This window comes from Oryzibacter oryziterrae, assembly GCF_021864535.1.
In the GTDB taxonomy this organism is placed as follows: Bacteria; Pseudomonadota; Alphaproteobacteria; order Rhizobiales; family Pleomorphomonadaceae; genus Pleomorphomonas; species Pleomorphomonas oryziterrae.
In genome coordinates this window covers 16921-42293 of the sequence record NZ_JAKJIC010000029.1, presented here as the reverse complement: position 1 = coordinate 42293, position 25373 = coordinate 16921, and the positions used below count along the sequence as shown (strand labels likewise).

24 protein-coding genes, 3 pseudogenes and 1 CRISPR repeat array are annotated in these 25373 nt (G+C 62.6%); of the genes and pseudogenes, 20 read left to right on the top strand and 7 right to left on the bottom strand.

Going from position 1 to position 25373, the window contains the following annotated elements:
* Window positions 1-2: 2 nt before the first annotated feature.
* A pseudogene (locus L2I41_RS21685) lies at window positions 3-122 on the top strand (orotate phosphoribosyltransferase); the annotation flags it as partial.
* A 46-nt stretch (window positions 123-168) separates the two neighbouring features.
* A CRISPR array of direct repeats spans window positions 169-1526; the repeat unit is 32 nt; unit sequence GTCGCCCCTCACGCAGGGGCGTGGATCGAAAC.
* A gap of 3 nt (window positions 1527-1529) precedes the next feature.
* A complete protein-coding gene (locus L2I41_RS20180) occupies window positions 1530-1730 on the top strand; it encodes a methyl-accepting chemotaxis protein (protein ID WP_313791155.1) in 201 nt (66 codons plus the stop codon).
* Here the strand turns inward: L2I41_RS20180 and L2I41_RS20175 are convergent.
* A pseudogene (locus tag L2I41_RS20175) lies at window positions 1727-2509 on the bottom strand (IS5 family transposase). The gene L2I41_RS20180 and the pseudogene L2I41_RS20175 overlap by 4 nt on opposite strands.
* A gap of 64 nt (window positions 2510-2573) precedes the next feature.
* Between L2I41_RS20175 and L2I41_RS21660 the strand changes: the two are divergent.
* The 9 genes from L2I41_RS21660 (at window position 2574) to L2I41_RS20135 (ending at window position 11882) form a co-directional block, all read left to right on the top strand.
* Window positions 2574-2858 carry an Imm27 family immunity protein gene (locus L2I41_RS21660; protein WP_390634540.1) on the top strand — a complete coding sequence of 95 codons (285 nt, stop codon included), beginning with the start codon at window positions 2574-2576 and terminating at the stop codon, window positions 2856-2858.
* A 465-nt stretch (window positions 2859-3323) separates the two neighbouring features.
* The gene (locus L2I41_RS20170) at window positions 3324-4280 is read left to right on the top strand and encodes a hypothetical protein (RefSeq protein WP_237155420.1); all 957 of its coding nucleotides are present in this window, start codon (window positions 3324-3326) and stop codon (window positions 4278-4280) included.
* A 613-nt stretch (window positions 4281-4893) separates the two neighbouring features.
* Window positions 4894-5898, top strand: a complete 1005-nt coding sequence (gene tauA, locus L2I41_RS20165) for a taurine ABC transporter substrate-binding protein (protein ID WP_237155418.1) — start codon at window positions 4894-4896, stop codon at window positions 5896-5898.
* A 73-nt stretch (window positions 5899-5971) separates the two neighbouring features.
* A complete protein-coding gene (locus L2I41_RS20160) occupies window positions 5972-6763 on the top strand; it encodes a taurine ABC transporter ATP-binding protein (RefSeq protein WP_237155417.1) in 792 nt (263 codons plus the stop codon).
* A complete protein-coding gene (locus L2I41_RS20155; RefSeq protein ID WP_237155416.1) occupies window positions 6760-7590 on the top strand; it encodes an ABC transporter permease subunit in 831 nt (276 codons plus the stop codon). Before L2I41_RS20160 ends, L2I41_RS20155 begins: the two co-directional genes overlap by 4 nt.
* 90 nt (window positions 7591-7680) lie before the next feature.
* On the top strand, window positions 7681-7914 hold the full coding sequence (locus L2I41_RS20150; RefSeq protein WP_237155415.1) for an ATP-binding cassette domain-containing protein: 234 nt from the start codon (window positions 7681-7683) through the stop codon (window positions 7912-7914).
* A gap of 294 nt (window positions 7915-8208) precedes the next feature.
* A complete protein-coding gene (locus tag L2I41_RS20145) occupies window positions 8209-9258 on the top strand; it encodes a substrate-binding domain-containing protein (RefSeq protein WP_237155413.1) in 1050 nt (349 codons plus the stop codon).
* Between the two features lie 87 nt (window positions 9259-9345).
* Entirely contained in the window at window positions 9346-10845 is a 1500-nt protein-coding gene (locus L2I41_RS20140; RefSeq protein WP_237155411.1) for a sugar ABC transporter ATP-binding protein, read from the top strand.
* Entirely contained in the window at window positions 10842-11882 is a 1041-nt protein-coding gene (locus L2I41_RS20135) for an ABC transporter permease (protein ID WP_237155409.1), read from the top strand. The genes L2I41_RS20140 and L2I41_RS20135 overlap by 4 nt, the downstream gene beginning before the upstream one ends.
* Before the next feature lie 31 nt (window positions 11883-11913).
* Here L2I41_RS20135 and L2I41_RS20130 read toward each other — a convergent pair whose 3' ends face one another.
* Window positions 11914-12219, bottom strand: coding sequence for an SDR family oxidoreductase (locus tag L2I41_RS20130; protein WP_255720363.1), 306 nt, complete (start codon window positions 12217-12219; stop codon window positions 11914-11916).
* Between L2I41_RS20130 and L2I41_RS21655 the strand changes: the two are divergent.
* Window positions 12215-12376: pseudogene (locus L2I41_RS21655) on the top strand (thiamine pyrophosphate-dependent enzyme); the annotation flags it as partial. The gene L2I41_RS20130 and the pseudogene L2I41_RS21655 sit on opposite strands and share 5 nt — an antisense overlap.
* Window positions 12377-12432: 56 nt before the next feature.
* On the opposite strand, the gene L2I41_RS20125 reads toward L2I41_RS21655, so the two are convergent.
* The 5 genes from L2I41_RS20125 to L2I41_RS20105 are packed head-to-tail and all read right to left on the bottom strand — an operon-like array spanning window position 12433 to window position 17112.
* Window positions 12433-13356 (bottom strand): ABC transporter permease, encoded by a 924-nt coding sequence (locus tag L2I41_RS20125; RefSeq protein ID WP_237155406.1) that lies wholly within the window; start codon window positions 13354-13356, stop codon window positions 12433-12435.
* Window positions 13353-14327 carry an ABC transporter permease gene (locus tag L2I41_RS20120; protein ID WP_237155405.1) on the bottom strand — a complete coding sequence of 325 codons (975 nt, stop codon included), beginning with the start codon at window positions 14325-14327 and terminating at the stop codon, window positions 13353-13355. The genes L2I41_RS20125 and L2I41_RS20120 overlap by 4 nt, the downstream gene beginning before the upstream one ends.
* Window positions 14314-15843: a sugar ABC transporter ATP-binding protein gene (locus L2I41_RS20115; RefSeq protein ID WP_237155404.1), complete on the bottom strand. Its 1530-nt coding sequence runs from the start codon at window positions 15841-15843 to the stop codon at window positions 14314-14316. Before L2I41_RS20115 ends, L2I41_RS20120 begins: the two co-directional genes overlap by 14 nt.
* Window positions 15844-16821 carry a sugar ABC transporter substrate-binding protein gene (locus tag L2I41_RS20110; protein ID WP_237155403.1) on the bottom strand — a complete coding sequence of 326 codons (978 nt, stop codon included), beginning with the start codon at window positions 16819-16821 and terminating at the stop codon, window positions 15844-15846.
* 3 nt (window positions 16822-16824) lie between these two features.
* Complete coding sequence (locus tag L2I41_RS20105) at window positions 16825-17112, bottom strand: hypothetical protein (protein WP_237155402.1); 288 nt, start codon at window positions 17110-17112, stop codon at window positions 16825-16827.
* A 292-nt stretch (window positions 17113-17404) separates the two neighbouring features.
* On the opposite strand from L2I41_RS20105, the gene L2I41_RS20100 reads away from it, so the two are divergent.
* From L2I41_RS20100 to L2I41_RS20065, 8 genes are all read left to right on the top strand, one after another.
* A complete protein-coding gene (locus L2I41_RS20100) occupies window positions 17405-18451 on the top strand; it encodes a helix-turn-helix domain-containing protein (protein ID WP_237155401.1) in 1047 nt (348 codons plus the stop codon).
* 46 nt (window positions 18452-18497) lie between these two features.
* Window positions 18498-19616 (top strand): efflux RND transporter periplasmic adaptor subunit, encoded by a 1119-nt coding sequence (locus L2I41_RS20095; RefSeq protein WP_237155400.1) that lies wholly within the window; start codon window positions 18498-18500, stop codon window positions 19614-19616.
* Complete coding sequence (locus tag L2I41_RS20090; protein WP_237155399.1) at window positions 19613-20314, top strand: ABC transporter ATP-binding protein; 702 nt, start codon at window positions 19613-19615, stop codon at window positions 20312-20314. Before L2I41_RS20095 ends, L2I41_RS20090 begins: the two co-directional genes overlap by 4 nt.
* Entirely contained in the window at window positions 20314-21456 is a 1143-nt protein-coding gene (locus L2I41_RS20085; RefSeq protein ID WP_237155398.1) for an ABC transporter permease, read from the top strand. Before L2I41_RS20090 ends, L2I41_RS20085 begins: the two co-directional genes overlap by 1 nt.
* 5 nt (window positions 21457-21461) lie before the next feature.
* Complete coding sequence (locus tag L2I41_RS20080; RefSeq protein ID WP_237155397.1) at window positions 21462-22658, top strand: ABC transporter permease; 1197 nt, start codon at window positions 21462-21464, stop codon at window positions 22656-22658.
* Between the two features lie 736 nt (window positions 22659-23394).
* Window positions 23395-23919: a hydrogenase maturation protease gene (locus L2I41_RS20075; RefSeq protein WP_237155396.1), complete on the top strand. Its 525-nt coding sequence runs from the start codon at window positions 23395-23397 to the stop codon at window positions 23917-23919.
* Window positions 23912-24310, top strand: coding sequence for a hydrogenase expression/formation C-terminal domain-containing protein (locus L2I41_RS20070; RefSeq protein ID WP_237155394.1), 399 nt, complete (start codon window positions 23912-23914; stop codon window positions 24308-24310). Before L2I41_RS20075 ends, L2I41_RS20070 begins: the two co-directional genes overlap by 8 nt.
* Window positions 24311-24325: 15 nt before the next feature.
* Entirely contained in the window at window positions 24326-25366 is a 1041-nt protein-coding gene (locus L2I41_RS20065) for a hydrogenase small subunit (protein WP_237155393.1), read from the top strand.
* Window positions 25367-25373: the final 7 nt, after the last annotated feature.

The following is a 25373-nucleotide window of genomic DNA, read 5'->3' as shown; positions in this document are numbered from 1 at the left end:
CGATCCAGTTCAATCCCGACAAGCCCTTCATCTTCACCAACGGCTGGGCCAGCCCGGTCTATGTGGATTGCCGCAAGCTCATCTCTTTCCCGCGCCTGCGCAAGCGGATGATGGGCTTTGCCGCCGATCGAAACATTTCTAATTGGAAAACCGCCACTGGAGAGTAATGTCGCCCCTCACGCAGGGGCGTGGATCGAAACACGATTAACCCACTGCCTATTAGGCCCGCGTTTATGTCGCCCCTCACGCAGGGGCGTGGATCGAAACCGCACCGAGCGTGAATATCTGCGCGCGATCGATGGTCGCCCCTCACGCAGGGGCGTGGATCGAAACCGTCGCTGTGCTCGGCCTATATCGCGGCGCATGCGTCGCCCCTCACGCAGGGGCGTGGATCGAAACGTCTCATGGCTCCTCGGCGTCGGGAGATGAGGCAGTCGCCCCTCACGCAGGGGCGTGGATCGAAACCAGAACACTGCAGACAACGCGTCGGCCAATCTGACGTCGCCCCTCACGCAGGGGCGTGGATCGAAACAAAGCCGACCTGCTCAAGCGCCTCTTTCAGGAGTGTCGCCCCTCACGCAGGGGCGTGGATCGAAACTTTTGGTAGCCGAGGAAGATCTCGGTATCGCCAAGGTCGCCCCTCACGCAGGGGCGTGGATCGAAACGTCATCCCGGCGCCTCTGGCTCGCTACTCCGCGCGTCGCCCCTCACGCAGGGGCGTGGATCGAAACATCCCGCCGGCAGAACGCGCTTTGCCGGCATGCAGTCGCCCCTCACGCAGGGGCGTGGATCGAAACTCCAAAGCGGCCACGGTCCAATCGCTCTGGGACAAGTCGCCCCTCACGCAGGGGCGTGGATCGAAACCGGCGGATGAAGGCCAAGGATGCTGTCGCGCTGGAGTCGCCCCTCACGCAGGGGCGTGGATCGAAACGCCGTATGCTGTATTCAAATGGCGGCGTCGATACTGTCGCCCCTCACGCAGGGGCGTGGATCGAAACCCGGCACTCGCATCGACGATGACGGACGCGGCCGTCGCCCCTCACGCAGGGGCGTGGATCGAAACTTCTCCGGCGTGTCGTCGACGCAGGCCGCGGGCCGTCGCCCCTCACGCAGGGGCGTGGATCGAAACACGGAGATCGCCCGGCTGTTCGAGGAGGCGGTGGTCGCCCCTCACGCAGGGGCGTGGATCGAAACGCAGCGATCGACCGGTGGAACGAGGACAACGGCGGTCGCCCCTCACGCAGGGGCGTGGATCGAAACCGAGACTGGCTCGGATTTGTGACCGGCACGCTGGGTCGCCCCTCACGAAGGGGCGTGGATCGAAACGCATGAAACGGAGGTTGGCAAGCCATGACCACGCCGTCGCCCCTCACGCAGGGGCATGGATCGAAACGATATCCCGTCTGTCGGGATCATCTTTGGCGGCGTGTCGCCCCTCACGCAGGGGCGTGGATCGAAACTGCACGGTGATTTCGAGCAGGAACAGCACATCGGGTCGCCCCTCACGCATGGGCGTGGATCGAAACCCATTGTGTGGTAGGTTGGGACGTGCATCACCTGTTGCCGCTCGCGCAGGCAGTAAGATTGGCGATGTGCCCAAGCTCATCCAAGCTGTTGCCGCCCAAACTAACCTTTTGGCCCTCAACGTCACGATTGAAGCGGTGCGTGCAGCTGAAGCTGGGTGCGGCTTTACCGTAACTGCGACGGAGGTCGATACTTTGACCAACTAGGTCATGTCGACAAAGGTTGGCATCCAGAGGTTGACGGCTGCCAGACGTAGGAATGCGAGGAAGGATTTGGCGATTTTGTCGTATCGGGTGGCGATGCGGCGGAACTGCTTGATCCGATTGAACATGCGCTCGACGCGGTTGCGATCCTTGTAGCGGCGGAAGTCGCAACTGATCGCCTCTTTCCGATTGGAACACGGCGGGATGATTGGCAGAATGCCCCTCAACAAAAGCCCTTGCCGCACCTCGTCACCATCGTATCCCTTGTCCGCCGACAACAGGCGTGGCTTGGCTACTGGCAGTGCAATCAAGTCGTCGACGGCCGAATAGTCTAGAGCTTCCCCGCCGGTCAACTTCAAACCGAGAGGGCCACCTTGACCGTCTGAAAGGGCGTTGATTTTCCTCGTAAAGCCGCCGCGACTTCGACCAAAGCCTTGCCTATGAGTCCCCCCTTTCGAGCTGGCAGCCTGGTTTTGGCCCCGAACGGTGGTCGAGTCGATCATATGCTGCCTGTCGTCGGTCAGACCCAAATCGACCAGAGTTTCCAGATGTGCGTCCCGAGTCTCTTGCTCGGCCCAGCGCCGGAAACGCACGTAGATCGAATTTCATTTGCCGTAGCGCTCGTGCATGTTACGCCAAGGGCAGGCAACCCGCAGCGCGTGGAATATCTCGTTGAGAAGTTACCGATTGTCGCGTGCCGGACGACAGCCTCACCCCCGCTCGGCCGGAAGAAGCGGTCCTATGATCGTCCATTCTTCGTCGGTAACGTCGCCGCGATTCAAGATTGATCCCCCCGCAAGAGTGGGCGTTGAATCACAGTCGACAAAAAAATGGAATCAATGAGCGATGTCTGACGCCAGCGCGGCTGTTCCCAAGTTCTCTGATCTGTCAGACCTTTGGGGCCTGCGAGAAGCCCGTATGGTCAACGAGGGAGACGGTGCAGCAATCGATGCCCTGCTTGCAAATGAACTCGTAAAGCTTGCCATGACAGACGGCGGCTGGCGCACGCTTTGTCAACACCGCCTCACGGGAAGGCTTTGGGAGTTGTCCTATCCGAACGGAGAAGTTCATGGAGGTGGGCCAAGGCGACTTCGAGAACTGTCCATCACCGGTCCTGGCGACTGGTGCTAACTGCTGTCAAGAGAACCTAGTTTTGAAGCAGAAATTTGACTGGATCAACTTTTGATGGTGTAGTGCCGCAATTGACACTGTTACCCCAAACTGCATACTTTGTTTGAGAAAATCGGTGTTGCTTTGGAGTGGGGGCATGTCGCGCGTGCCGGCAGATCAGGTGCGATGATCAAAACGTTTAGGTGTCGGTTCAGTGCTGCCACAGCCCAGCGGGCGTTGCATTTGTCAGGGATACTGGATTTGACGTCAATTAGCGCCAGGGACAACGTCGTGCAGATTAGGCATGCGTCTCGACAAGTCGGTTCTTCTTAACTCAAAGCCAGATTGGAGCCCCTGGGAATGGTCTCCGTAGCGACTACCACACGACCTGCGTTGTCTATTCTGAGTGCAGGCTGAGCTGTCACGTATGCATCTGCGCTTCGCAGGTTGTTAGAACTCTACCCCGCGGGAGCGTCTGGAGACCAATTGCTTTGGCGTCTGCGGTCCAGTGGAAGTCGTGCGTCGGCAGCGGACCTTCTGCAAGGCCTGAATGAACTGTCCGGTAACGGAGAGGTTCGTATTGGACCAGGTAACCTTTGGGTCCTCACGCGCTTCCTGACGCCAGGAAAAGATGGCAAGCCGGAAACCCCGAGTCCAGTCTTCAGCGAAGGATCCAGTCGCGTTCTGCGATCAGTGTTCGGGACCGTTTCTCGCGTCGAAGCGGATGAGGCCGAAGACGATGTTGGCGAAAGCAGCGCTGCTTGGCCTTTGTCGTCATATCGGCAGGAGCTTCTCGCCTATTATGCCGCGACTCAGAGGACCGATCCGCGTGGCCGCATCTCTCAACTTGCTGACCGCCATGGGACAGCTTGGCATCTGGTTAGCTTTGTAGGTGACTGGTGGCACAGCTCACGGCTGACCTTTCCGATCATTCTACACGGGCTCGGTCGTGTGGTGACGGCCCCAGATCGCCTTGCTCGTGTTGTTGACCTCCTGACCACTCACTGGTCGGTCGGCAATGTACAGGCTGCGCTTGCCTCGCTTCTCGCCAGACCGGTGGCGACTCCCGACATCCTTGACGTGGAGCGGACCGGCCGCATCGCCTGCATTACAGTTGACCTGCTCGATGCTTTGAGGAAAGCCAAGAGTTTCGGGACCAACCTCAAATATGCGCTTCATTTGGTTGCTGGTCTCCTACGATGCCGGACTCACCGACCTTTGGCGCTGCTGAGGGCAACATCTCCTGATGCAGCAAGACTCCACGCTACTTTGTCAGCGATACGGGGCCAGCTCGCGGCGAAGCCTGCCGGATATAGCCAAAGGTCTGCAAAACTCGCCATCGTTGATGACCTGCTAAGTCTGCTGGACGGCACTGGCGGTCGCGCTTCCATCTTGGTGGCGATCGAAGATCTCGCAGATGATGATGGTCCAGTTGCCACTTAGTCGGCGTGGCTGTCCATGGTAGTTTGAGCGTGGTTGGACACCTCGAAAAAACTAGCCAAATCGAGGCTGTCGTGATTCCCTGATGTGGCCGGAACGCCACCTCAATCCGGTTCGCCGGCATTGAGGTGAGGGGGCTTGCCTGGACCGGTCAGGGCGGAACTTCGACAGAAGGTCCGAAGCCGTGTGGAAGATCCTTGAAGGTGGCTGCCTTCCGCCGTGGAACAGACTGGGCGGCGACATTTGGTCTGCCGGCGACCTGGTGGATGAGTTGTCGCGCAGAGCAATATCTACCCCAAAGAGGCTCCAGTCAGGCAGGACATTTCCCCTGCCTGCCAGGCTTTGGAATGTGCATACTATACAAAAACCATAGACAAACAGATATTTAGAGGGCGAACGGGATAAGCCCGACGCCGCGGAATTTGAAGTGCAGCTTGCCCCGCGACCAAAGAGCTAAAGCGCCACGAATGAGCTTCGTGATCCGATCGCGGGACATTTCCAATCCGGCACGACGGCTGCTGCAGACTGAGCTCGCCGTGCCCCCGCTTTTCAGTTCATTGCCCTGAAGCCTGTCGTGGAATGGCCTCGAATAGCCTTGATTTCAAAGGATTATGACATGACTTCCTTCACTCGCAGGACTGTGTTGGCGGCAAGCGCCGCGTTTGCGGTGCTGGGGGCGGTTTCCGCCGCCCATGCCGAAGACGTTACCCTGAACATCGGTTGGCAGCAGATTGTCGAGCCCTCGCGCGTGCCGCAGGCAGATGGCGCCTACGAGAAGGCAACGGGCGCCAAGATCAACTGGCAGAAGTTTGACGGTGGCGCGGACGTGATTGCCGCCGTCGCCGCTGGCTCGGTCGACATCGGCTACGTCGGCTCGTCGCCGCTGACCGCGGCCGCCAGCCGCGAGCTGCCGATCGAGACCATCTATGTGGTTGGCCTGATCGGGCCGTCCGAAGCGCTGGCCGCCAAGGGCGTCGAAAAGCCGGAAGACCTGATCGGCAAGAAGATCGCGACGCCCTTCGTCTCGACCGCCCATTACAGCCTGCTCACCGCTCTCAAGCATTGGAACATCGATCCCAAGCAGCTGCAGATCCTCAATCTGCGCCCGCCGGAAATCGCCGCCGCCTGGGAGCGCGGCGACATCGATGGCGCCTATGTGTGGGACCCGGTGCTGGCGGAAATCAAGAAGACGGCCAAGGTCGTCGCCACGTCTTCTGACGTCGCGACCTGGGGCGGGCCGACCTTTGACGCCTGGATTGTCCGCAAGGAGTTCGCCGAGGCGCATCCGGACGTGGTCACCGCCTTCGTCAAGGTGACTGGCGAGGCCTATGCCTCCTATCGCTCCGATCCGGCCAAGTGGGACGCCAAGTCGCCGGAAGCCGAGAAGATCGCCCGCCTCACCGGTGCCAAGCAGGACGAGGTTCCCGAACTGCTGAAGGGCTATTACTTCCCGAAGCTCGATGAGCAGGCCGGTGCCGATCTGCTGGGCGGCGGCACGGTGAAGGCTGTGACGGCGACGGCGGCCTTCCTCAAGGAACAGGGCAAGATCCCCTCGGTCCTGGCCGACTACGGCCCCTATGTGTCGACCCGCTGGGTGACGCAGGCGCTGGCCGCCAAGTAATCGCGAACACAACCACTCCGTCGGCACAGACTCTGTCCGTGCCGACGGAGCCTTTGCCGGAAAGGTCGCCAGGATGAGCACGTTGCACCTTGATCATGTCAGTCTCGTCTATGACCAGCGGGGCCAGGCTGGTCATCTCGTGCTGGACGGCATTTCCCGCGAGCTCGGTCCGGATGATTTCGTGACCATCGTCGGGCGCTCCGGATCGGGCAAGACCAGTCTGCTGAACATTGCCGCCGGCTTTGTGGCGCCGACGCGCGGGCGTGTGAGCCTCGATGGCCAGCCGGTCAAGGGGCCGGGGGCCGACCGCGCCGTCGTGTTTCAGGATGATGCCCTGTTTCCATGGTTGTCGGCACGCGAGAACGTCGCCTTCGCCCTGAAGCTGCAGGGGATCTCCAAGGCCGAGCGCGCGGCACGCGCTGACGGGCTGCTTGAAGCCGTCGGTCTCGCCCGGGCAGGCAACAAGGCGATCTGGCAATTGTCGGGTGGCATGCGGCAGCGTGTCGGCATTGCCCGTGCGCTCGCGGCCGATCCCAGATTCCTGCTGATGGATGAACCGCTCGGGGCGCTTGACGCCATGACGCGCGAGCGCATGCAGGAACTTCTGCTCGACGTCTGGCGCAAGAGCGGGGCAGGGGTGCTGCTGATCACCCATGGCATCGAGGAAGCCCTGTTCCTGGGCTCTCGTGTCGTGGTGCTTTCAGCCAATCCGGGCCGTGTGGTCGCCGACCTTTCCTTTGATTTCGGCCGACGCTTCCTGGCGGGAGAGGCGGCTCGGTCGGTGAAATCCGATCCTCAGTTCATTGCCGCGCGCGAGCACTTGCGCGACCTCATCGACGAAGAGCAACAGGACATTGCAGCATGAGCGCGATCGCAGAAGACCGTCCAGTTGCCGTCGAATCCAGCGCCGACGCAGGGCCACGCCGCAAAAGCACCGCCCTGATCGCAGGTCTGTTCACGCTGGCTATTCTGCTGGCATTGTGGAGTCTGGCAGCCTGGTTCGCCTGGGTCACTCCGGTGTTCCTGCCGTCTCCGATCGTCGTGGCAAAATCGGCCTATGCCGTCGCGACCGAAGGCTTTGCGGATTCCACGCTGTGGCAACATCTCTCCGCCAGCCTCGGGCGAGTCTTCTCGGCACTGGTCGCCGCCATAGTCGTCGGCGTGCCCATCGGCGTTGCCATCGCCGCCAGCCAGATCGGGCGCGGCATCTTTGATCCGATCGTCGAGTTCCTGCGCCCCTTGCCACCACTGGCCTATCTGCCACTGGTCATCATCTGGTTCGGCATCGGGGAAGCCTCGAAGGTGCTGGTGATCACACTGGCCATGCTGCCCGCCATCATCATCTCCACCGCATCCGGGGTTCGGGCCGTCTCGACCGACCGCAAGCATGCGGCCCTGGCCCTGGGCGCCACGCACACGCAGGTACTCCGCTATGTGGTGCTGCCGAGCGCCATTCCGTCGATCCTGACCGGAATCCGCATCGCGCTCGGCGCAGGCTGGTCGACGCTGGTTGCGGCCGAACTGGTGGCCGCAAGCCGAGGGCTCGGCTTCATGATCCAGTCGGCGGCGCAGTTTCTGGTGACCGATGTGGTCATCGTCGGCATCACCACCATCGCCTTTGTCGCCTTTGTCCTTGAAGGCGTGGTGCGCTGGATCGAGCGCCGGTTCGTACCCTGGTCTCACCGTCTCTGATAGGCTGCGTCCGACAGGATCGCCTTTCAAATCAAATAGTAGGGTTCGTCCAGGGGCTGATCCATGGTCAGGCCGGGCAGTTGACAGTGCTTGCGCCCGACGACACGGGCCGGTCCGCCGACAACGGGTGATGAGTCCATCCTGGACGTCCAGGCGATTTCCTTCGCCTATCCCGGAAGCACGCGGTTGTTCGACGGCTTCGACGCCCGCTTCTTTCCCGGTGAGGCCGTGGCCCTGACCGGACGCAACGGAGCCGGCAAGAGCACCTTGTTCCGACTGATCAACGGCATTCTCGTTCCGAAGACGGCGAGGATCTGCAGCTAGTCCGCGCCATCGGGCGGAGAAACCGGAAAGCAGGCCAGCTTGGCTTGCCCCTGCGCAGACATGCTGGTCCCCTCGCCACAGGTGCGTTGAGGAAGTAAAATCCCTGGGCGCAAAAATCTTCTCAAATCAGGCGTATGGCCGCGATAAAATGTCAACCCGAGGGCAATCGTCGGCGCGGCAATCCTTTTGTCTATAAAATCGACAGACTAATAATACTGATGTCAGAGGCTCACTTCATTTGGAGCCTCTCGGTCGTGGCCGGCTGCAAGTTGGCCCAGTCAAGAGGAATTTGATATGGCCATTCGCCGTCGTCTCGCCTTGGTTTCCGCGGCTCTTTTAGCCTCGCTTGGCGGCATTTCTGTTTCCTGCGCTGGCGGGCTCGCCGGCGCCCCGGCGCCGTTTGACAAGGGCGGCGTGAAATTTGCGCTCGTCGGCTTCATCTCTGCCGGCGACTTCTTCGCGGCCTATCAGGCAGGCGCCGAAGCGCAGGCCAAGGCCCTGGATGTGGATCTGCAGGTGTTCCCCGGCCGTCAGGACAGTGCCGAGCAGCGCTCCCAGATCGAACAGGCCATCAACCTCGGCGTAAAGGCGATCATCATCGACCATGGTGAGCCGGAAGCCCTGCAGGACGTTGTCCAGAAGGCGCTGGACGCCGGCATCAAGGTCGTGGCCTTCGACGTCAACATCAACAATCCCGCCGTTCCGCAGGTCGAGCAGTCGGACCACGAGTTGGCGCGTCTGGCGCTGGAACAGGCCGCCAAGGACAATGGCACCACCTTCAGCGCCGGCTATGCCTATGTGGCCGGCTTCGCGCCGCTCGACCGCCGCAACGAGGTGTGGCAGGAGTTCAAGAAGTCCAATCCCGGCGTCGTCGAGAAGGCGCAGTTCGGCGCTGTCAACGCGACGACCGCCGTGAGCACCGCCGATCAGGCCAAGGCTGTTCTGACCGCCAACCCGGACATCAGCGTTGTCTTCGCCCCTTATGACGAGTTTGCCCGTGGCGTGAAGCTGGCGGCCAGCGATCTTGGCATTTCCTCCAAGCTCAAGATCTACTCGGCTGACGTTTCGAGCGCCGACATCCAGGAAATCGTCGCCGACGGAAGCCCGTGGGTCGCAACGGTTGCCACCAATCCCGCCGTGGTTGGCGCTGTGTCGATCCGCGCTGCCGCCAAGCTGGTTGCCGGCGAAGCGGTTGATCACAATCTGGTTGTCCAGCCGACCCTGCTGACGCAGGCTGGTCTGCGCAGCGCCGGTGTGACCACCGTCGAGGAACTGGCGGCAAAGATTCCGGCGTTCAACGCCTCCGATGTGGCCACCGCCAGCTGGATCCCGGCGGCAAAGTAAGGTCCGCCGAACCACATCTCGGGGTGCCGGGCAGAGCGCTGCTCGGCACCCCGATGAATTTTACCGGGATCTGGTGCGGAGTTTGTCATGGGGCTTCTGGCTGTCGAACAGCTCGTCAAGCATTTCGGAGCCACCAAGGCGCTCGACAAGGCGTCGTTGCGGCTTCAGGCGGGGGAAATCGTTGCGCTGATGGGCGCAAATGGAGCGGGCAAGTCGACGCTCGTCAACATCCTTGCCGGAGCCCTCGCAGCGGATGGCGGCACCATCACCTTCCGCGGCGAAGCGTTCAAACCAGCCAATCCGGCGGACGCGGTTCGCGCCGGCGTCGTGACTGTTCACCAATCCACCGATCGCATCGGCAGTGCCGGCTTGACCGTTGCCGACGCCCTGTTGATGCCGCGCTATGCCGAAGGCTCCACAAGCTTTTTCCTGACACGCCGGTCGGTCCGGCAGAAAGCCGCTGCGGTTCTGGCCGCAGCCGATTTTGATCTGCCGCTCGACAGCGATTTTGGCGACCTTCGCGCCGCCGACCGTCAGTTGGTCGCGATTGCGAGGGCCGTCGCGGCAAAGGCATCGCTGCTCATCCTTGATGAGCCGACGGCGAGTCTCTCGTCGGTGGAAGCGCAACGCCTCTATGCCGTGCTGCGGCGCCTGCGCGCCAGAGGCATGACCATCCTCTATATTTCTCACCGAATTGCGGATCTCGCCGCGCTCGCAGACCGTGCGGTGGTGATGCGCGGCGGGGTCGTGGTCGACGAGTTCACGACCCCCATTGACTTCAGGGCCGCGGTTTCGGCGATGATCGGCCGCCCGCTACCCAGTCACGAAGCGATCGAGCGCGACTTTCACGGCGACGCTGTGCTGAGCGTGCAAGGGTTGCAGCTTGTGCCCGGTGCGCCGGCCATCGATTTCGACGTCAAGCGCGGCGAAGTCGTCGCCGTCACAGGGGCGCTGGGGGCGGGCAAGAGCCGCTTGCTGGCGACGCTGTTCGGCATCAATTCCCCGGTTGCTGGCGCGGTGCAGGTCGACGGAAAGCCCTACCATCCGCGGAACCCGGCCGAGGCCATTGCGGCTGGAGTGGCCTACGCGGGCGAGGATCGCCACCGCACCTCCCTTTTGCCGGCAGGATGGCCCGGCAGCTCGGTGGCCGGGACGATCAGCCTGCCACATCTGGCCAAATGGTTTCCCGGCGGCCTGCTGTTCGGTGATCGCGAGGCCGAGGAGGCGAGGGGCGCCATTGGCCGCCTGGGCATACGAACCTCAGGTCCGGACGCCGGCATAGAGACTTTGTCGGGTGGCAATCAGCAGAAGACCGTCCTCGCGCGCTGGCAGGCTGGCGATTTCCGGCTGCTTTTGCTGGACGAGCCGTTCCAGGGCGTCGATGTGGGTGCCCGCGCCGACATCATCGCCGCAATCCGCGCGTCGACCCACGGCGCGACCCTGATTGCAACGTCCGACCCGGAAGAGGCCATCGAGGTGGCCGATCGGATCTTCGCCATCGACCGGCACGGCCTGATCCCCTGGAAAGCGCCGGATGCCGTCTCGGCACTGGCAACCTACACCCCCAACGAAGCGAATATCCGATGACAGCGCCATCTCCCGCCGCGTCCACTCCCCAGTTCAAGGCAGATCGTCTGTCTGCCAGGCACGTGTTCGCCTTCTTGCGAAAGGGCGGGATCATCGTGCTGCTCGCCGCCATGTTGTTCGGCTTCTCCCTGGCGCAGCCGGCCTTCAGCAATCTGGTCAACCAGATGAGCATTCTGCAATCGGTGTCCGTCGTTGCCATTCTCGGCACGGCGGTAACGCTGACATTGGCCGTCGGCGGCTTTGATCTGTCGATCGGAGCAACGGCGGCGTCATCCGTGATGGCGGCGGCCTATGCCATGATCGTCTGGCAGTTCAATGTCTGGCTGACGGTGCCCTTTGTGGTGGGTTTCGGCATTGCGGTTGGCTTGTTCAACGGCTTTCTGATCGTGAAGGTTCGCGTACCCGATCTGCTGGCGACCCTTGCCACGATGTTTCTGCTGTCGGGCCTGCAACTGATCCCCTCCGCAGGCCGCTCCATTTCTGCGGGACTGATCCTGCCCGATGGCAGCAAGGCGGCCGGCGCTTTCGATCCTCGCTTCCTGGAGATTGGCCGCAGCGGGCTCTTCGGCTTCCTGCCTCTGCCGGTCGTGTTGATGGCGCTGATTGCCGTCCTGATCTATGTGCTGACCGAACATACCCGCTTCGGCCGGCTGCTTTTCGCAACCGGTGGCAATGAACTGGCTGCACGGCTTTCCGGCGCTCCGACCAATCGTCTGCGCCTCACTGCCTACGCTCTGTCTGGCGCTCTGGCTTCCATCGGCGGCGTGATCATCGCCGCTCGCGTCGGGCGTGGCGACGTGTCGACCGGCGGCTCGTTGATGATGGACGCCGTCGCCGCAGCGCTCATCGGCTTCGCCGTTCTCGACAAGCGCCGGCCAAATGTCCTGGGCGCCGTGATCGGGGCCATCTTTGTCGGTGTGCTGCTGAACGGCCTGACCATGCTGAACACCCCCTATTATACGCAGGACTTCGTGAAGGGCGTTGTCCTGGTCGGGGCTCTCTCCCTGACATATGGCCTGACCCGACCGGGCCGGTAAGGTCCCGTTTCCCGGCAGAAACGAGGCCCGGTTACCGCGTCAACAGTCCGGCATCGAGAACGAGACCCGACCCGGTGATGAAGCGCGCGTCGTCCGAGGCCAGGAACAGGACACTGGCCACCACATCGTCGACCGTGACCCATGGCGTCTTCAGGAGATTGCTGGCCGATCGCTCGGCGATCTCAAGCGCGGTGCTGCCTTCCAAGGCCGCAAGGCCGTCGTTGAGAGGCGTGTCCACGCCGGTTGGGTGCAGGGTAACCACTCGAATATTGTCGGGCGCCACCTCGATTCGCCAGGGATTTGGCCAGGCCGATGAGGCCCCATTTCGATGCGGCATAATGGGAGTGGTTTTCAGGAACTATCAGTGGGGTGCCGAGAAGCGCAACTCGACCCTTTGGTACGACGACAACTTTGTCGGCACCGAGCTGGACAGCAACGTGTCCTATGCAGGGATCGCCACAGCGTGTGGCCTTGTCGGCATCGAGGCGCGAACACCGCTTCGATACGAGAAAGGATGGCGAGGCCGTCGAGACACAGCCCCGCCCTTCCTTCAATGCGCAGCCGATTTGCCGCTGAAGCTGACGGCGAGAACGAGGAAGATCAGCGTTCCGCTCACCACCTGCTGCCAATAGAACGACACGCCGAGCAGCAGCAGCCCGTTCTTCACCACGCTCAGCAGCAAAACGCCGACCAGCGTGCCGATGATGCTGGCCCGACCCGTTGCATTCAGCGTTGTGCCGAGGAAGGTCGCCCCTATGGCATCCATCAGATAGGCGTTACCCGACAGCGGCGCATAGGACTTGACCGACGACGACAGGATGATGCCGGCGACGCCCGCCAGCAGTGAGGACAGCAGAAAGACCTTCAGGGTCAGCGTCTTGGTCGAAAGCCCGGAGTAGCGGGCGACCTGCGGTCCGATGCCGAACGCCAGCACCTTCCGTCCGAACGGGGAATAGGTCATCACCGCGAAGGTCGCCACCAGGCTGACGGCCACCAGCCAGAGTCTCGCGCTGTCGACAAGGCCGAAGATTGGCCGGGGCGCCCCGGCGATCAGATAGACCGGCACGCCGCCGTCTGTTGCCAGTTGCTGGATGCTTTGGCCGATGAACAGCGTGCCCAGTGTCGCAAGAAACGGAGGTATTTCCAACGTCGCGATCAGCCCGGCGTTGAAGACGCCGACCAGCAACGCCAACAATAGCCCGGCAGCGATCGCCTCAGCCGGAGGAACGTCCTGGGCCAGCAGCAGGATGTAGCCAAGGCTTGCCATGTCCACGGCCGTACCGATCGACAGATCGATGCCGCCGCTGGCCACCACCAGTGTCATGCCGACGGCCACCAGCGACAGGATGGCGAAGTGATTGAACAGGATGCTCTGGAAGTTGGCCACGGACAGGAAGGCCGGTGCGAACAGCGAAAACACGACCACCAGCGCCAGAAGGGCGATCACCAGGCCGAAACGATAGACTATGGTCATGCATGCGCCTCGCGCTGGCTGAGGGTGGTCCATGCCACAACGAACAGGATGAGCACGCCCTCGACCCCATTGACCCAGTAGCTGGAGATATTGAGCAGCTGGAAGCCATTGCCGAGGATGCTGATGAAGAGCACCGCCAGGAAGGTTCCGCCGATGGTCGGCACAAGGCGACGCGAGAACACCACCCCCAGGAGCACGGCGAGAACGACGGGCAGCAGCATCTCGCTGGCGCCGGGCGATGAGCCCGATAGCAGGGCGGCCAGCAGGATGCCGGCGGCGGCACTCAGAAGGCCGCTGAACACGTAGCTCAGGAACAGCAACGGCCCGACCGGCAAGCCATAGGCGCGGGCAGCCTCCGGATGGGCGCCGACCGCGTGCAGGCGAAGCCCAAAGGGCGACACCTGGACGAGCAGCAACAGAGCGACTGTGGCGATGACCAGCGCCCAGGCCATGATCGGCACATCCAGCGGACCGATTTCGGCAAGCCAGGTCAAGCCCGGCGACGTGGCGGTGACGACCGAGTTCTGCGTCAGGACGAACTCGAGGCCGCTGACGATCTTGCCGACCGCCAGCGTGGCCAGAAGCGGCAGGATGTGCAGCCGCACGACGGCCAAGCCGTTGGCGATGCCAACCAGAACGCCGACGGCGAGAGTCGCGCCAACGGCCACAAGATCGCTCTGTCCTTGGGCGATCAGTGTGGCATAGACCGCCGCTCCCAGGCCCAGGGTCGCCGCGACGGACAGATCGATACCGCCCGTCACAACATTGCCGCCGCCGCCCAGCACAACAAGGGTCAGACCGAAGGCCAGCAGACCGGCGATCGCCGACTGCTGCAGCACATTGGCGATGTTGATGAAGCTCAGAAAGCCGCGCGCCTCGACGGCAAAGACCAGGATCACGATCACAAAGGCGCCATAAGCGCTGAGACGCACCAGCGTCGCGCTTGAAAACGACTGTCTATTCAGCGGCATTGCGAATTTTCTCTGCGGTTTGACCAGTGGTGACCAGTTGCAGGAGGTCGTCCTGATTGAGGTTGCTCGCCTGTCGTTCGGCAACGATCCGTCCGCGGAAGAACACCGCCACGCGGTCGGATATGCCGGTCAGCTCCAGGAGATCCGACGAGACCACCAAAATGGCTGCCCCGGAATCGGCCAGCGCGCGGATCTCCCTGTAGATGTCGACCTTGGCGCCAACATCGACGCCGACAGTCGGCTCGTCGAGGATCACCACGTCCGACCCGTGGATGAGCCACTTGGAAAGCACCACCTTCTGCTGATTGCCACCGGACAGGTTGCGCAGCAACGCTTCGGGGCCACGTGTCTTGATGCCGAGGCGGTCGATGAAGTCACCAACTGCAGCCCGCTCCTTGGCAAACAGCAGCGCCAGCTTGCGGGTGAAGCGCGAGAGGCTCGCCAACGTGGCGTTCTCGCGCACGGTCAGGTCGAGGGAAATGCCATGGTTGCGCCGGTCCTCGGGGACCAGGCCGATGCCGCGCGCCACGGCGGCGACGGTCGAACCCGGCTTCAGCCGCTCGCCGTGCAGCAAGATCTCGCCGGAGGTCGGGCTCATCAGGCCGAACAGCGTGCGGGCAAAGGCCTTGGTGCCCGAACCGACGAGCCCGGTAATGCCGACGACCTCGCCCTTCCGGAGGGTGAGCGAAACGTCGGACAACTCCTTGTCGCGCGACAGGCCGCGGACTTCCAGCACCGGGTCGCCGGCAACGCTCGTCCGCTTTGGAAACAGGGCGTCCACCTTGCGATCGATCATCATCGCCACGATACCGGCAGCCGGTACCTCGCGCGGCGACACCGTGCCGACGTCCTTGCCGTTCCGGAGCACGGTCACCTTGTCGCAAAGGCGTTCGATTTCGTTGAGGTAATGGGAAATGTAGAGGATCGACAACCCCTCGGCTTTCAGCCGATCAATCGCCGAAAACAGGTGTTCGGCCTCGCTGCGGACCAGCGCTGTCGTCGGTTCGTCGAGCACCAGGATGCGCGGATTCTGCAGCAGGGCGCGGGTGATCTGAACGATCTTCTGCTCGGCGGTTGACAGGTCACGCACCAACGCGTCCGGCGATATGTCGATCTCGAAGACGCGCTGAAGCACATCGCGGGCATCGCGCCGCAACCGTTGGCGATCGATGATCGGCAGTCCGAACCAGCGCGGCTCTGCCCCGAGATAGAGGCTCTCGGCCACGGTCAGTGTCGGCGCCAGAAGTCGATCCTGATGGATGAAATGGATGCCGAGGCTCTCGGCGCGGTGTGGGGTCAGATGGGGGGTGTCATGACCGCCGATCTCGATCGTGCCGCCGTCCGGCTGATGAATGCCGGCCAGCACCTTGACCAGTGTCGACTTGCCCGCGCCATTCTGGCCGACGAGGCCATGCACGGAGCCCCGTTCAAGCGACAGCGAGGCCCCCGAAAGGGCCTCGACGCCACCAAAACTCTTGTAAATGCCTTTCAGGGCAAGAACAGAGACATTTGACATTTACTTGTCCTGGCCAAGCTGCGCCTGAGCTTCAGCCGCATTTTCCTTGGTCACCAGCAGATGCGGAACATAGGTGATCTTCGGAATGTTCTTGTCGCCGGCGAGATAGCGCGCCACATTGTCGGCGGCGGCCTTGCCGATCAGATAGGGCTGCTGCGCGGCGACGGCGGCGGCCGGCTGTGCGGGTTCCTTGATCAGCGACACGATGTCCGGGCTGCCGTCGACACCATAGGTCTTGATCTCGGTACGGCCCGCGGCGACCAGCGCCTGCGTGGCGCCGACCTGCGGCACGTCCCAAGCCGACCAGATCGCCTTGATCTCACCCTTGGGATACTTGTTCAGGATCTCGGTGATCTGCGTCTGCGCGTCCTGAACGGTGTTCGGGATGACTTCCTTCAGCTCGGGCTGAATGATCTTCACGTTGGGATTGTACTTCAGGACCGACTGGAGCTGGTCGTAGCGGATGGCGACAGGCGTGACGCTGTAGAAGCCGTTGAAGACAACGATATTGCCCTCGTAACCGATGTCGGAGACCAGCTTCAGAGCCAGTTCCTCACCGATCTTCCAGTTGTCCGACGTCACCGTGTTGACAGCGTAGCTGGTGCCGGTGTCCAGGGTGAACAGCGGAATGCCGGCGTCCACGATCTTCTTGAAAGACGGCTGCAACGCGGCGGCCGTACCAAGTTCTTCGATGATGGCATCCGGCTTCTGGGCAATCAGCGTCTGGATCTGGGCGATCTGCTTGGCGTCGACGTAGCCGGCATCGAGGCCGATCACTTCACCGCCGAGCCTTTTGATTTCATCGACGGCGCCCTGATAGGCCTTGATGTTCCAGTAGTGTTCGTTGCCGATCGAGGTGATGCCGATCGTCTTGCCCTTCAGCGAAGGCACGTCGCCATCGGCAAAGGCTGAGTTTCCGGCGACGAGAGCGAACGCAACCCCAAGCATTGCGACACGCGTAAGCGACAAACCGACCATTATCTACTCCCTGGCAAAAGGCCTTTTGATGGCTGCCATTCCACCAGAGAGCGGAGAAAGTTTATAGATTTTATAGATTATTTTTCCACGCGGTCGGAGCAAATTGTTTCGCGCATCCCCATAAGCATTGAAAAATATTTCAATCCATATTGGCAATCCATGCAGATTGTTTGCGGCTTCGTATAGTTCCCCTGCCGCAATTGACGTCTCTTCGGCAGGGGCGACGTACGGAGAAAAGGCCGGCTTTTCACCAAGGCCGCTGACTGTCCAAGTCGGCAAGGGCGTCGTCATCGTCGACTTCCTTTGGAGCGTGTGCAGCCGTGAACGTCGAAGCCCTCATGGCGCTGCCTTTGCCCCGGCCCCGGCATCATGGGTGGAAAATCCCGGTTCCGGATGGATCAGTTCATGAGGGGCATGTCAGCATTGATCGGATTGGGTCGCCGTTTTGGCCCGGAAGGGGGCTGGCGAACTCTGGCCTCGATCGTCAACCACGCGACCTTGAACATGTTCGAGGTCGCGTGGGCCGTTTGAGCATGCTTGAATGGTTTGCCCCTTCGCAAATGGCCTTCTCTCGGAGTTTCAGTTGCTGTTTGTCCCGCTTCCGTTTGTCGTCGCGCTGCTCCTGATTCTCCTGTTCGTCGGCGTTGTGCGGCGCGATGAGGGGAGAACGGCCAATCGATCCTTCCGGCTGATCATCCTCGTCAGCATTGTGCAGTCGGTGTTGTCCGGGCTGCGCTGGGGGTATGACGTCACCGAGGTCATGTATGTGGCGCCGCTCGGCGCCGCGCTCGTTCCGCCCCTAGCTTACACAGGGGTGGCCGCGCTGGTGTACAAGACCGACAGCAGGCTCTCGCCGCGACGGCTTGCGGTTCACGCCGGTCCGGCACTGGCCGTCACGCTGCTCCTGCTGACGACCTTTCGTGGCGCGATCGATCTGGCCCTGATTGCGATCTTCGTCGGCTATGCGATAGCCATTCTGCTGTTGATGCGGCCGGGCGCCGACGCTTTGCGCCTCGCCCCCTTCGAGGCGGTTGCTCCCACCTATCGTGCCATCCTGTTCGCGGCCTGCACCCTGCTGTTCTCTGCCGCCATCGACCTCTTCGTCTTTCTCGACTTCGCCTGGACGCAAGGCGAGCATGCCCGGCCCGTCATTGCCATCGGCAATCTTGCCGGGCTGGTCATTCTGTCGATCGCCGCCGCTTCTGCCAGTCCGCCAGGGCGGGCTGAAGAACAGGCGGAAGCTCCGGAAGCCACCGATCTGCCAGACGACAAGAAGACCATCGCCGCCATCGAGGCGCTGATGGCAACACGGCACGTCTACCGTGACGTGGAGCTCGATCTGGATCGGCTGGCGCGCAAGCTCTGCATGCCGACACGGCAGATCTCGACGGCGGTCAACCGGACCACGGGCAAGAATGTGTCGCAATATGTCAACGAATTCCGGATCGCCGAGGCGTGCTCCTTGCTCGCGACGACGGACAAGCCGGTGACCGAGATCATGTTTGAAGTCGGCTTTCAGACCAAGTCCAACTTCAATCGCGAATTCCGTCGGGTCACGGAAATGTCGCCGCTGCAATGGCGGGGCAAGCAAAGGCCGATGGACCAGATCGTGATCGAGCACGACCTGTAACAGGTTCGAGGTCGCTGCTCTTCGGTTGCCGTCCAAAATGGGCGGCATGAACACGCACTTCGACATCACCAACAATCCGGGCCGGGCTCGCCTTGAAGCGCTGAAATCGCTCTCGATCCATCCCTTGCCCGAAGCTCCGCAGGCCACTCGGCGCCTGACGCGGCGGCTGTTCCTGCTCCTTGGTCTGGCGGCGTTGGCCGCCGGATCCGCCGCCAGCCTCGCCATCGATTGGCAGACGGTCATCACCCTGTGGTCGACAGGCTTCGCCGCGCATCCGACATCCGAGGCGCCCGCCGAGCAGACGGTCGCCGGTGTGCAGGCAAGAGTCGGGACGGCGTCGCCGCTGGAGCCGATTGCCGCCGCATCGCCTGCCCGTGAGGTGACCGGTTCCGGCTTCGTGGTCGCCCCGCGCACGACGGCGATCTACGCCAAGTATGAGGGAAAGGTCACCGCCATTGCCGTGCGGCCGGGCGATCGCGTTGCAGCCGGTGCGGTTCTCGTCACCCTCGAGGATACAGGCGCGCGCTTTGCCTTGGAGACGGCCGAAGTTGCCCGAAGGCAGGCCGAACTGGTCGTTGCCGCCCGTGGCATCGATCTGGCGCAGGCGCAGGGGCTGCAAACACGAACGGAAGTTCTCGGGCTGCGCGGCGCGGTTTCCCGCCAGGCGATGGACGACGCGCGCACCGCGACGGCCAAGGCTGCCAATGCTCAGGAGCAAGCCGAACAAGCGCTGGCAAGCGCCGATCTGGCCCTGCACGTCGCCGAGGAGCGGGTGGCTGCACTGACCATTCGAGCGCCCTTTGCCGGAACGGTTACCCACCTAGAAGCTCATCTCGACGACATGGTGCTGGCGCGGGCCGACACGGTGCGCGAGAGCCAGAGCCTGCTCGCGCTTACCGACACCGCAAACCTGTTCATCGACGCCGACGTGGCTGAAACCGCCATCGCCGCACTGCGGCCTGGCCTGAACGGTCAGGCGGTCCTCGACGGCTTTCCCGACCAACCCTTCGCCGTCTCCATCGCCAGCCTGGCACCGGTGGTGTCGGCCGAGAAGGGAACCATCACCTTGCGCCTTTCGCTGAGCCACCCGCCGGCCGGCATCCGCCCGAACATGGCGGCCCGCATCCGACTAACCCTTGATCCCACAGGAGAAGCTACCAGATGACCGAACCAGCACTAGCCCATATTGACCTGAGCGGCGTTGGCAAGGCGTTCCGCATCGGCACGCAGACCGTTCCCGTGTTCTCAGGCCTCGACCTCAGCATTGCCGCCGGTGATTTCGTCGCCATCATGGGGCCGTCGGGGTCCGGCAAGTCCACATTGCTCAACATGCTGGCCGGCATCGATAGTCCGGATAGCGGGACGCTGCGCATCGGCGCAAGCCGCCTCGATCAGATGGGGGAGGGCGCGCGTGCCGCCTGGAGGGCGCACAACATGGGCATCGTCTTTCAGTTCTATAACCTGCTGCCCATGCTGACTGCCGCAGAGAACATCGAGTTGCCGCTGCTGCTCAAACCCTTGAGCGCCCGGGAGCGGCGGCTGCGCGTGGACAAGGTGCTTGAACTTGTCGGGCTCAACGGACGAGGCAAGCAGTATCCGGCGTTGATGTCCGGCGGACAGCAACAGCGTGTCGGCATCGCGCGCGCCATCGTCACCGATCCGGGCCTGCTGCTCTGCGATGAACCGACCGGCGATCTCGATCGCCAGTCGGCGGATGAAGCCTTGAGCATGCTGGGCTTTCTCAATCGGGAACTCGGCAAGACCATCGTCATGGTGACCCATGATCCGCAGGCCGCCGGCCATGCAAAGCGAACGCTGCACCTCGACAAGGGGCATTTCATCGAAGAGACGAGGGCCGCCTGATGACCTTCTTCGATCTTTCCCGCAAGAACGCATGGCGCAAGCCGCTGCGCACGGTGCTGCTGGTTGTCTCGATCGCGGTGGCTTTCCTGATCTATGGTCTGACCGCAAGCTTCCTCGCCGGGAGCCAGGGCACCGCTGGCGCCAGCGACGACATCCTGGGCGTTACCAGCGCTAGCGGACGCGGCCAGCCTTTGCCCATGTCGCTCCTGGCGCGTATCGGCGCTCTGCCCGATGTGGCGGCGCTCAGCTACTATACGCGGCTGCGCGGTTTCGTCGGCACCGAGAAGAATGTCGTCGCCGTCAGCGCGACCGATATCGAACGGCTGCTGCCGGTCAGTGGCCAGGAGCTTGGGCTGACTCCGGCTCTCATCGATGCGATCAGACCGGCGCGCGACAGGGTACTGGTCGGTCGTGCCCTGGCCGATGCGCAAGGTTGGGCGGTCGGCCAGCGGGTGGCGGTTACAGCCTTCGATCTGCCGCGCGATGACGGCAGCCGCGACTGGCGCTTCGAAATCGCCGGCATCTTCGAGGGACAATCCGCCAGTACCGACACCTATTTCATGATCGCCCGCTACGACTATGTGAACGCGGCCCGCGCGCGGGGCAAGGACAGCGTGGACGGCTTTGCTCTCCGTCCGCACAGCGGCATCAGTCCATCGACTCTCGCCGCCAAGGTCGACGCGCTGTTTGCCAACTCGGCAACGCCGACGCGTACGCAGTCGGAACGGCAGTTCCTCGAGGCTTTCCTGCGCCAGTATGCCGATATCGGCCTGATCGTGAACCTGGTCGTCGGTGCGTCTTTCATCACGTTGCTGATGATCGTGATCAACACCATGGTCTTCGCCGTGCGCGAGCGCACCTTCGAGATCGGTGTGCTGAAAACGCTGGGCTTCTCGCGCGGCGCCGTCATGGCGCTTGTTCTCGCCGAGACGCTGTTCGTCTTTGCCCTCGGGGGAGCAATGGGGCTCGGCCTCGCCAAGCTCGCCACCGTCCTCGTCGGATCGCAGTTGGGGCTGGTCTTTTCGCTGCCGGTCCTGGGGAAGGGCCTCGCCATCCTGCTCGCCGTGAGCCTCGCCACCGGTCTGCTGCCGGCGATCAACGCGATGCGCACGCCCGTTGCTACAGCCTTCAGAACAAGGTGATCTCCATGTCCAGCCTCTTGAAGCAAGTCCGCGTGATGATCCGGACCAATCTATCCAGCCTCCCTCGCCGGGTGCCAATCTCGGCATCCATGGTCCTCTCCGTTGCGCTTGTCGTTTGTGTGCTCGCAGGCTTTCTCGCCATGGCCAGAGGTTTTGAAGCAGCGCTCACCGGGACGGGTTCGCAACAGGTTGCCGTCCTGCTCGGTGGCGGCACCAACCAGGAATCCGGCTCCGACATTCCTGCCAGCGTGATCCGGACGCTTGGCGCCATGACCGGTGACATGGGCGTCGTCCGTGACGCTGCGGGCAACATCCTGTCCTCCCGCGAGATCGTGGCTCCCGTCGAAGTGTCGGGGACCGACGGTGTTGCGCGCACATTGGCCTTGCGTGGCATGGACGCGTCCGGCCTTGGCCTGCGTGACGGCATCGTGCTGTCGCAGGGGCGGGTGTTCACGCCCGGCACGCGCGAAGTCGTTGTCGGCGATCGCCTCGCCAATGACCTGAAGCTGAAGGCCGGTGACACGCTCCGGCTCGGTTCCGTGGATTGGACGGTCGCGGGCCGCTTCTCCGCCCATGGCAGCGCCTTTGAGTCCGAGATCTGGTCGGACCTCGACGCCGTCCGCGCTGCCTTCGACCGACAGGGTCAGGTTCAGAGCCTGCGGCTGCGGTTGACCTCGCCCCAATCGCTCACGCTCCTGCAGGAGCGCCTCGGCACCATCTCCGGAACGCCGCTCAAGGCCATTGCGGAAGCCGATCTTTACGCTGGTCAAGCGGGCCGCACCGCCAGCCTCATCCGCCTGTTCGGCTGGCCGCTGGCCCTGCTGATGGCCGTGGGCGCGACGGCCGGCGCGCTCAACACCATGATGAGTTCGGTGTCCGACCGGGCCGTCGAGATCGCGACGGTACGCGCACTCGGTTTCAGTCGTCTCGCCGCTGTGGTGGGCACCTGGACAGAAGCGGTGATGCTGGCAAGCCTGGGCGTGATCCTCGGGCTTTTCGCCTCGTGGCTGGCTTTCAACGGCTGGCAAGCCAGCACCATCGGTGCCAACAACACGCGCCTCGCCTTCCAGCTTGCCGTGACACCAGATGTCCTCACGACCGCCGGTCTGCTCGGCCTCGCCATCGGCGCGGTCGGCGGCATCCTCCCGGCCCTCAGCGCTGCCCGTGTGCCACTGACGCTCGCGCTCCGCGCGAGAGGGTAGAGACGGGGAGAAAAGCTGGAAGCGGCGGACGAGCAGACCTTCAAGGCTGGTGGAGAGCCCGCCGTGCCACCGGCGGGGCGGTGCATCTCGACATGACAACCGTGTTCAGCCCGCTTCAAGTGACGTGCTTGCACTGTCAGGAACCCGCCCGCCGCTCAGTCCCGAGCGGCGACGCGGAACCCATGCCTCTGTCTGCTGCCAGCCAGAGGGCAAGCTGACAACGGCGCTCAGGCTATAAGGCGGCAGTTTCGCCGTTGGGAGGCCCGTCATTGCCCACGTCGGGACGTGTTCCAGCCCCGGAAAGTTCCAGCAATGTCAGCACCCAAGGCCGAGGAGGGCGTTATGAGCGTCAAAGCGATCTTGAGATTGGATTGAGCATGACGTTAGTTCATTGCAGAAAAATTGTTTATATGAATAGTCATATTATTGAATGTTGTTATGTACTTTGTTCCGAAATATTGCACGTTCAACTGCGCTCTATTTTATGTCTTGACTTGAACTATTCAACTTTATGTGTGCGGTCGATGCATATGTATTATTTCAAAACATCGGGAGTGTCGTTATTTATATAGGTCAGACTACGTATATACTGTGTTTTTGGGGCTCGCTCGGGAATTAAGTCCAGGGTCTGTCGTTTGCCGTGACATAGGCAGCGGTGCCGCAGGGGGATGCGAACGGCTCATTTGAGGGTGTTCGCGGCGTCCGGTTCCGTTGGCCTCATGCAAGGGCCACCGACATGACCAGCCGAGCGGAGACGAGACGAACATCTGCGGGCATTGCTGCGGAGACTGCGCCGGGTCGGACCGCGGTGATCGGCCTTGGCAACATCCTCATGAGCGACGACGGGATCGGCCGTCGGGTCATCGACGCGCTGGACGGGCAGGTGCGGGACACCGTCGACCTGATCGATGGGGGAACGCTTGGATTTCTCCTGCTGGACCGGCTCGCCGGCTGCGACCATCTCATCCTGGTCGATGCGGCGCGGATGGGATCTGCGGTCGGCGAAGCGCGCGTGTTTCGCGATGAGGACGTCGACGGTTTCCTTCTGAACTCGACGTCGACCTCCGTTCACGAAGTCGGTCTTGTCGACCTCCTGCTGATGTTGAGGCTCGGCGGAAACAGCCCGCGGCGCTGTTCGCTCGTCTGCATCGAACCCCAGGAGGTTGGTTGGGGCTTGTCTCTGTCACCTCCCGTCGAAGCGGCTCTGGCGCACGCGGTGCGCCTGGTGATGAACGAAATCCTGGAGGTCGCCGATGCGTGAGGAAAAGGTCGTCAGACACGTTCTGTTGCAGGTTGAGGCTGCCCTCGATCAGCTTGGGAAGGGCGGCTCGCCCTCGACAATCGACCTGCGGCAGGTGCCGGGACTTGAGGCGAAAGCCTATCAGTTGCTCAAGAGCCGGCTTGGATCAGGAGAAGTCAGCGCCTCCATCGCGACCAGCGACGGTGTTGCTGAAACGGTTCGCGCCGCCGAGACCGCCTTCTCCGGGGTCTGGTGGATCACCCACCACAACGGTGCCGGCGACACCGTGACGGAACAGATCGAGATCTGCCCGTTCCCAGCCATTTTCGCGGCCCACCCCGAAGAGATCCGCGACAGCGCAGTGCGGCTTGGTCCCCTGTGCAACCAAAACGCCGAAGTCGAAGCATCCTGAACGAGGAGTAGAACCATGCAGCGGAGCGATTTGTCGCGCGAAGACGCGACCGAAGTCACGCCTTCACCGGAGCTCGATGCGACGATCGTTCGTCGCCTTGGAGACATGGGCGTCAGCCGGCGCCAGTTCATGGCCTCGCTGACCCGCATGGCGTCGCTTCTGGCCCTGCCGCCCTCCATGCTGCCGCAACTGGCCATGGCGGCCACGTCGCCGACCAAACCGTCCGTGGTCTACATGTCGTTTCAGGAGTGCACGGGCTGCCTCGAATCCATGGTGAATTCCTTCGCGTTCAAAGGCGGCGGCACCATCGAGAACCTGCTGCTCAACGTGGTCTCCATCGACTATCAGGAGACGCTGATGGCGGCGGCGGGTGCGCAGGCCGAGCATCAGCTGGCCAGTAGCACCGCCAAATCGGGCTACGTCCTCGTGGTGGATGGCTCGATCCCCGCATCAGCCAACAGCGGCTATTTCGTCAGTGGCGGCCGCAGCGGAGCAGAGCGTTTCCGCAGCGCCGCTGCGAACGCCGGCCTCATCGTTGCCGTCGGCACCTGTGCGAGTTTCGGGGGCTTGCCCAAGGCAGATCCCAATCCCACGGGCGCAGTATCCATCAAGGACATGATGGCGTCGCTTGGCATCGCCAAGCCGCTGATCAACGTCTCCGGCTGCCCGCCCATTCCGGAAGTGATCACCGGCACGATCCTGCTCTATCTGGCCTCGGGAATGCCCGCGCTCGATACGCTCTTGCGCCCGAAGACCTTCTACGGACGCACCGTTCATTCTCACTGCTATCGTGAGGAGAGCTTCGAGGACGGCCCGCGCGTCAAGGCATTCGACGATGCGGCCTCCCGCAAGGGCGGGTGCCTGTTCGACATGGGCTGCAAAGGTCCCGTGACCAAGGCGGCATGCTCATCCATCAAGTGGAATCAGGGGCTTAGCTTTCCGATCCAATCGGGACATCCCTGCATGGGCTGCACTGAGCCGAACTTCTGGGATCGCGTCAACAAGGGCGGAAAGAAGGGCTTCTACGTCCCGCTCGCCGGGTCCTACGACGACTGATCTTCCT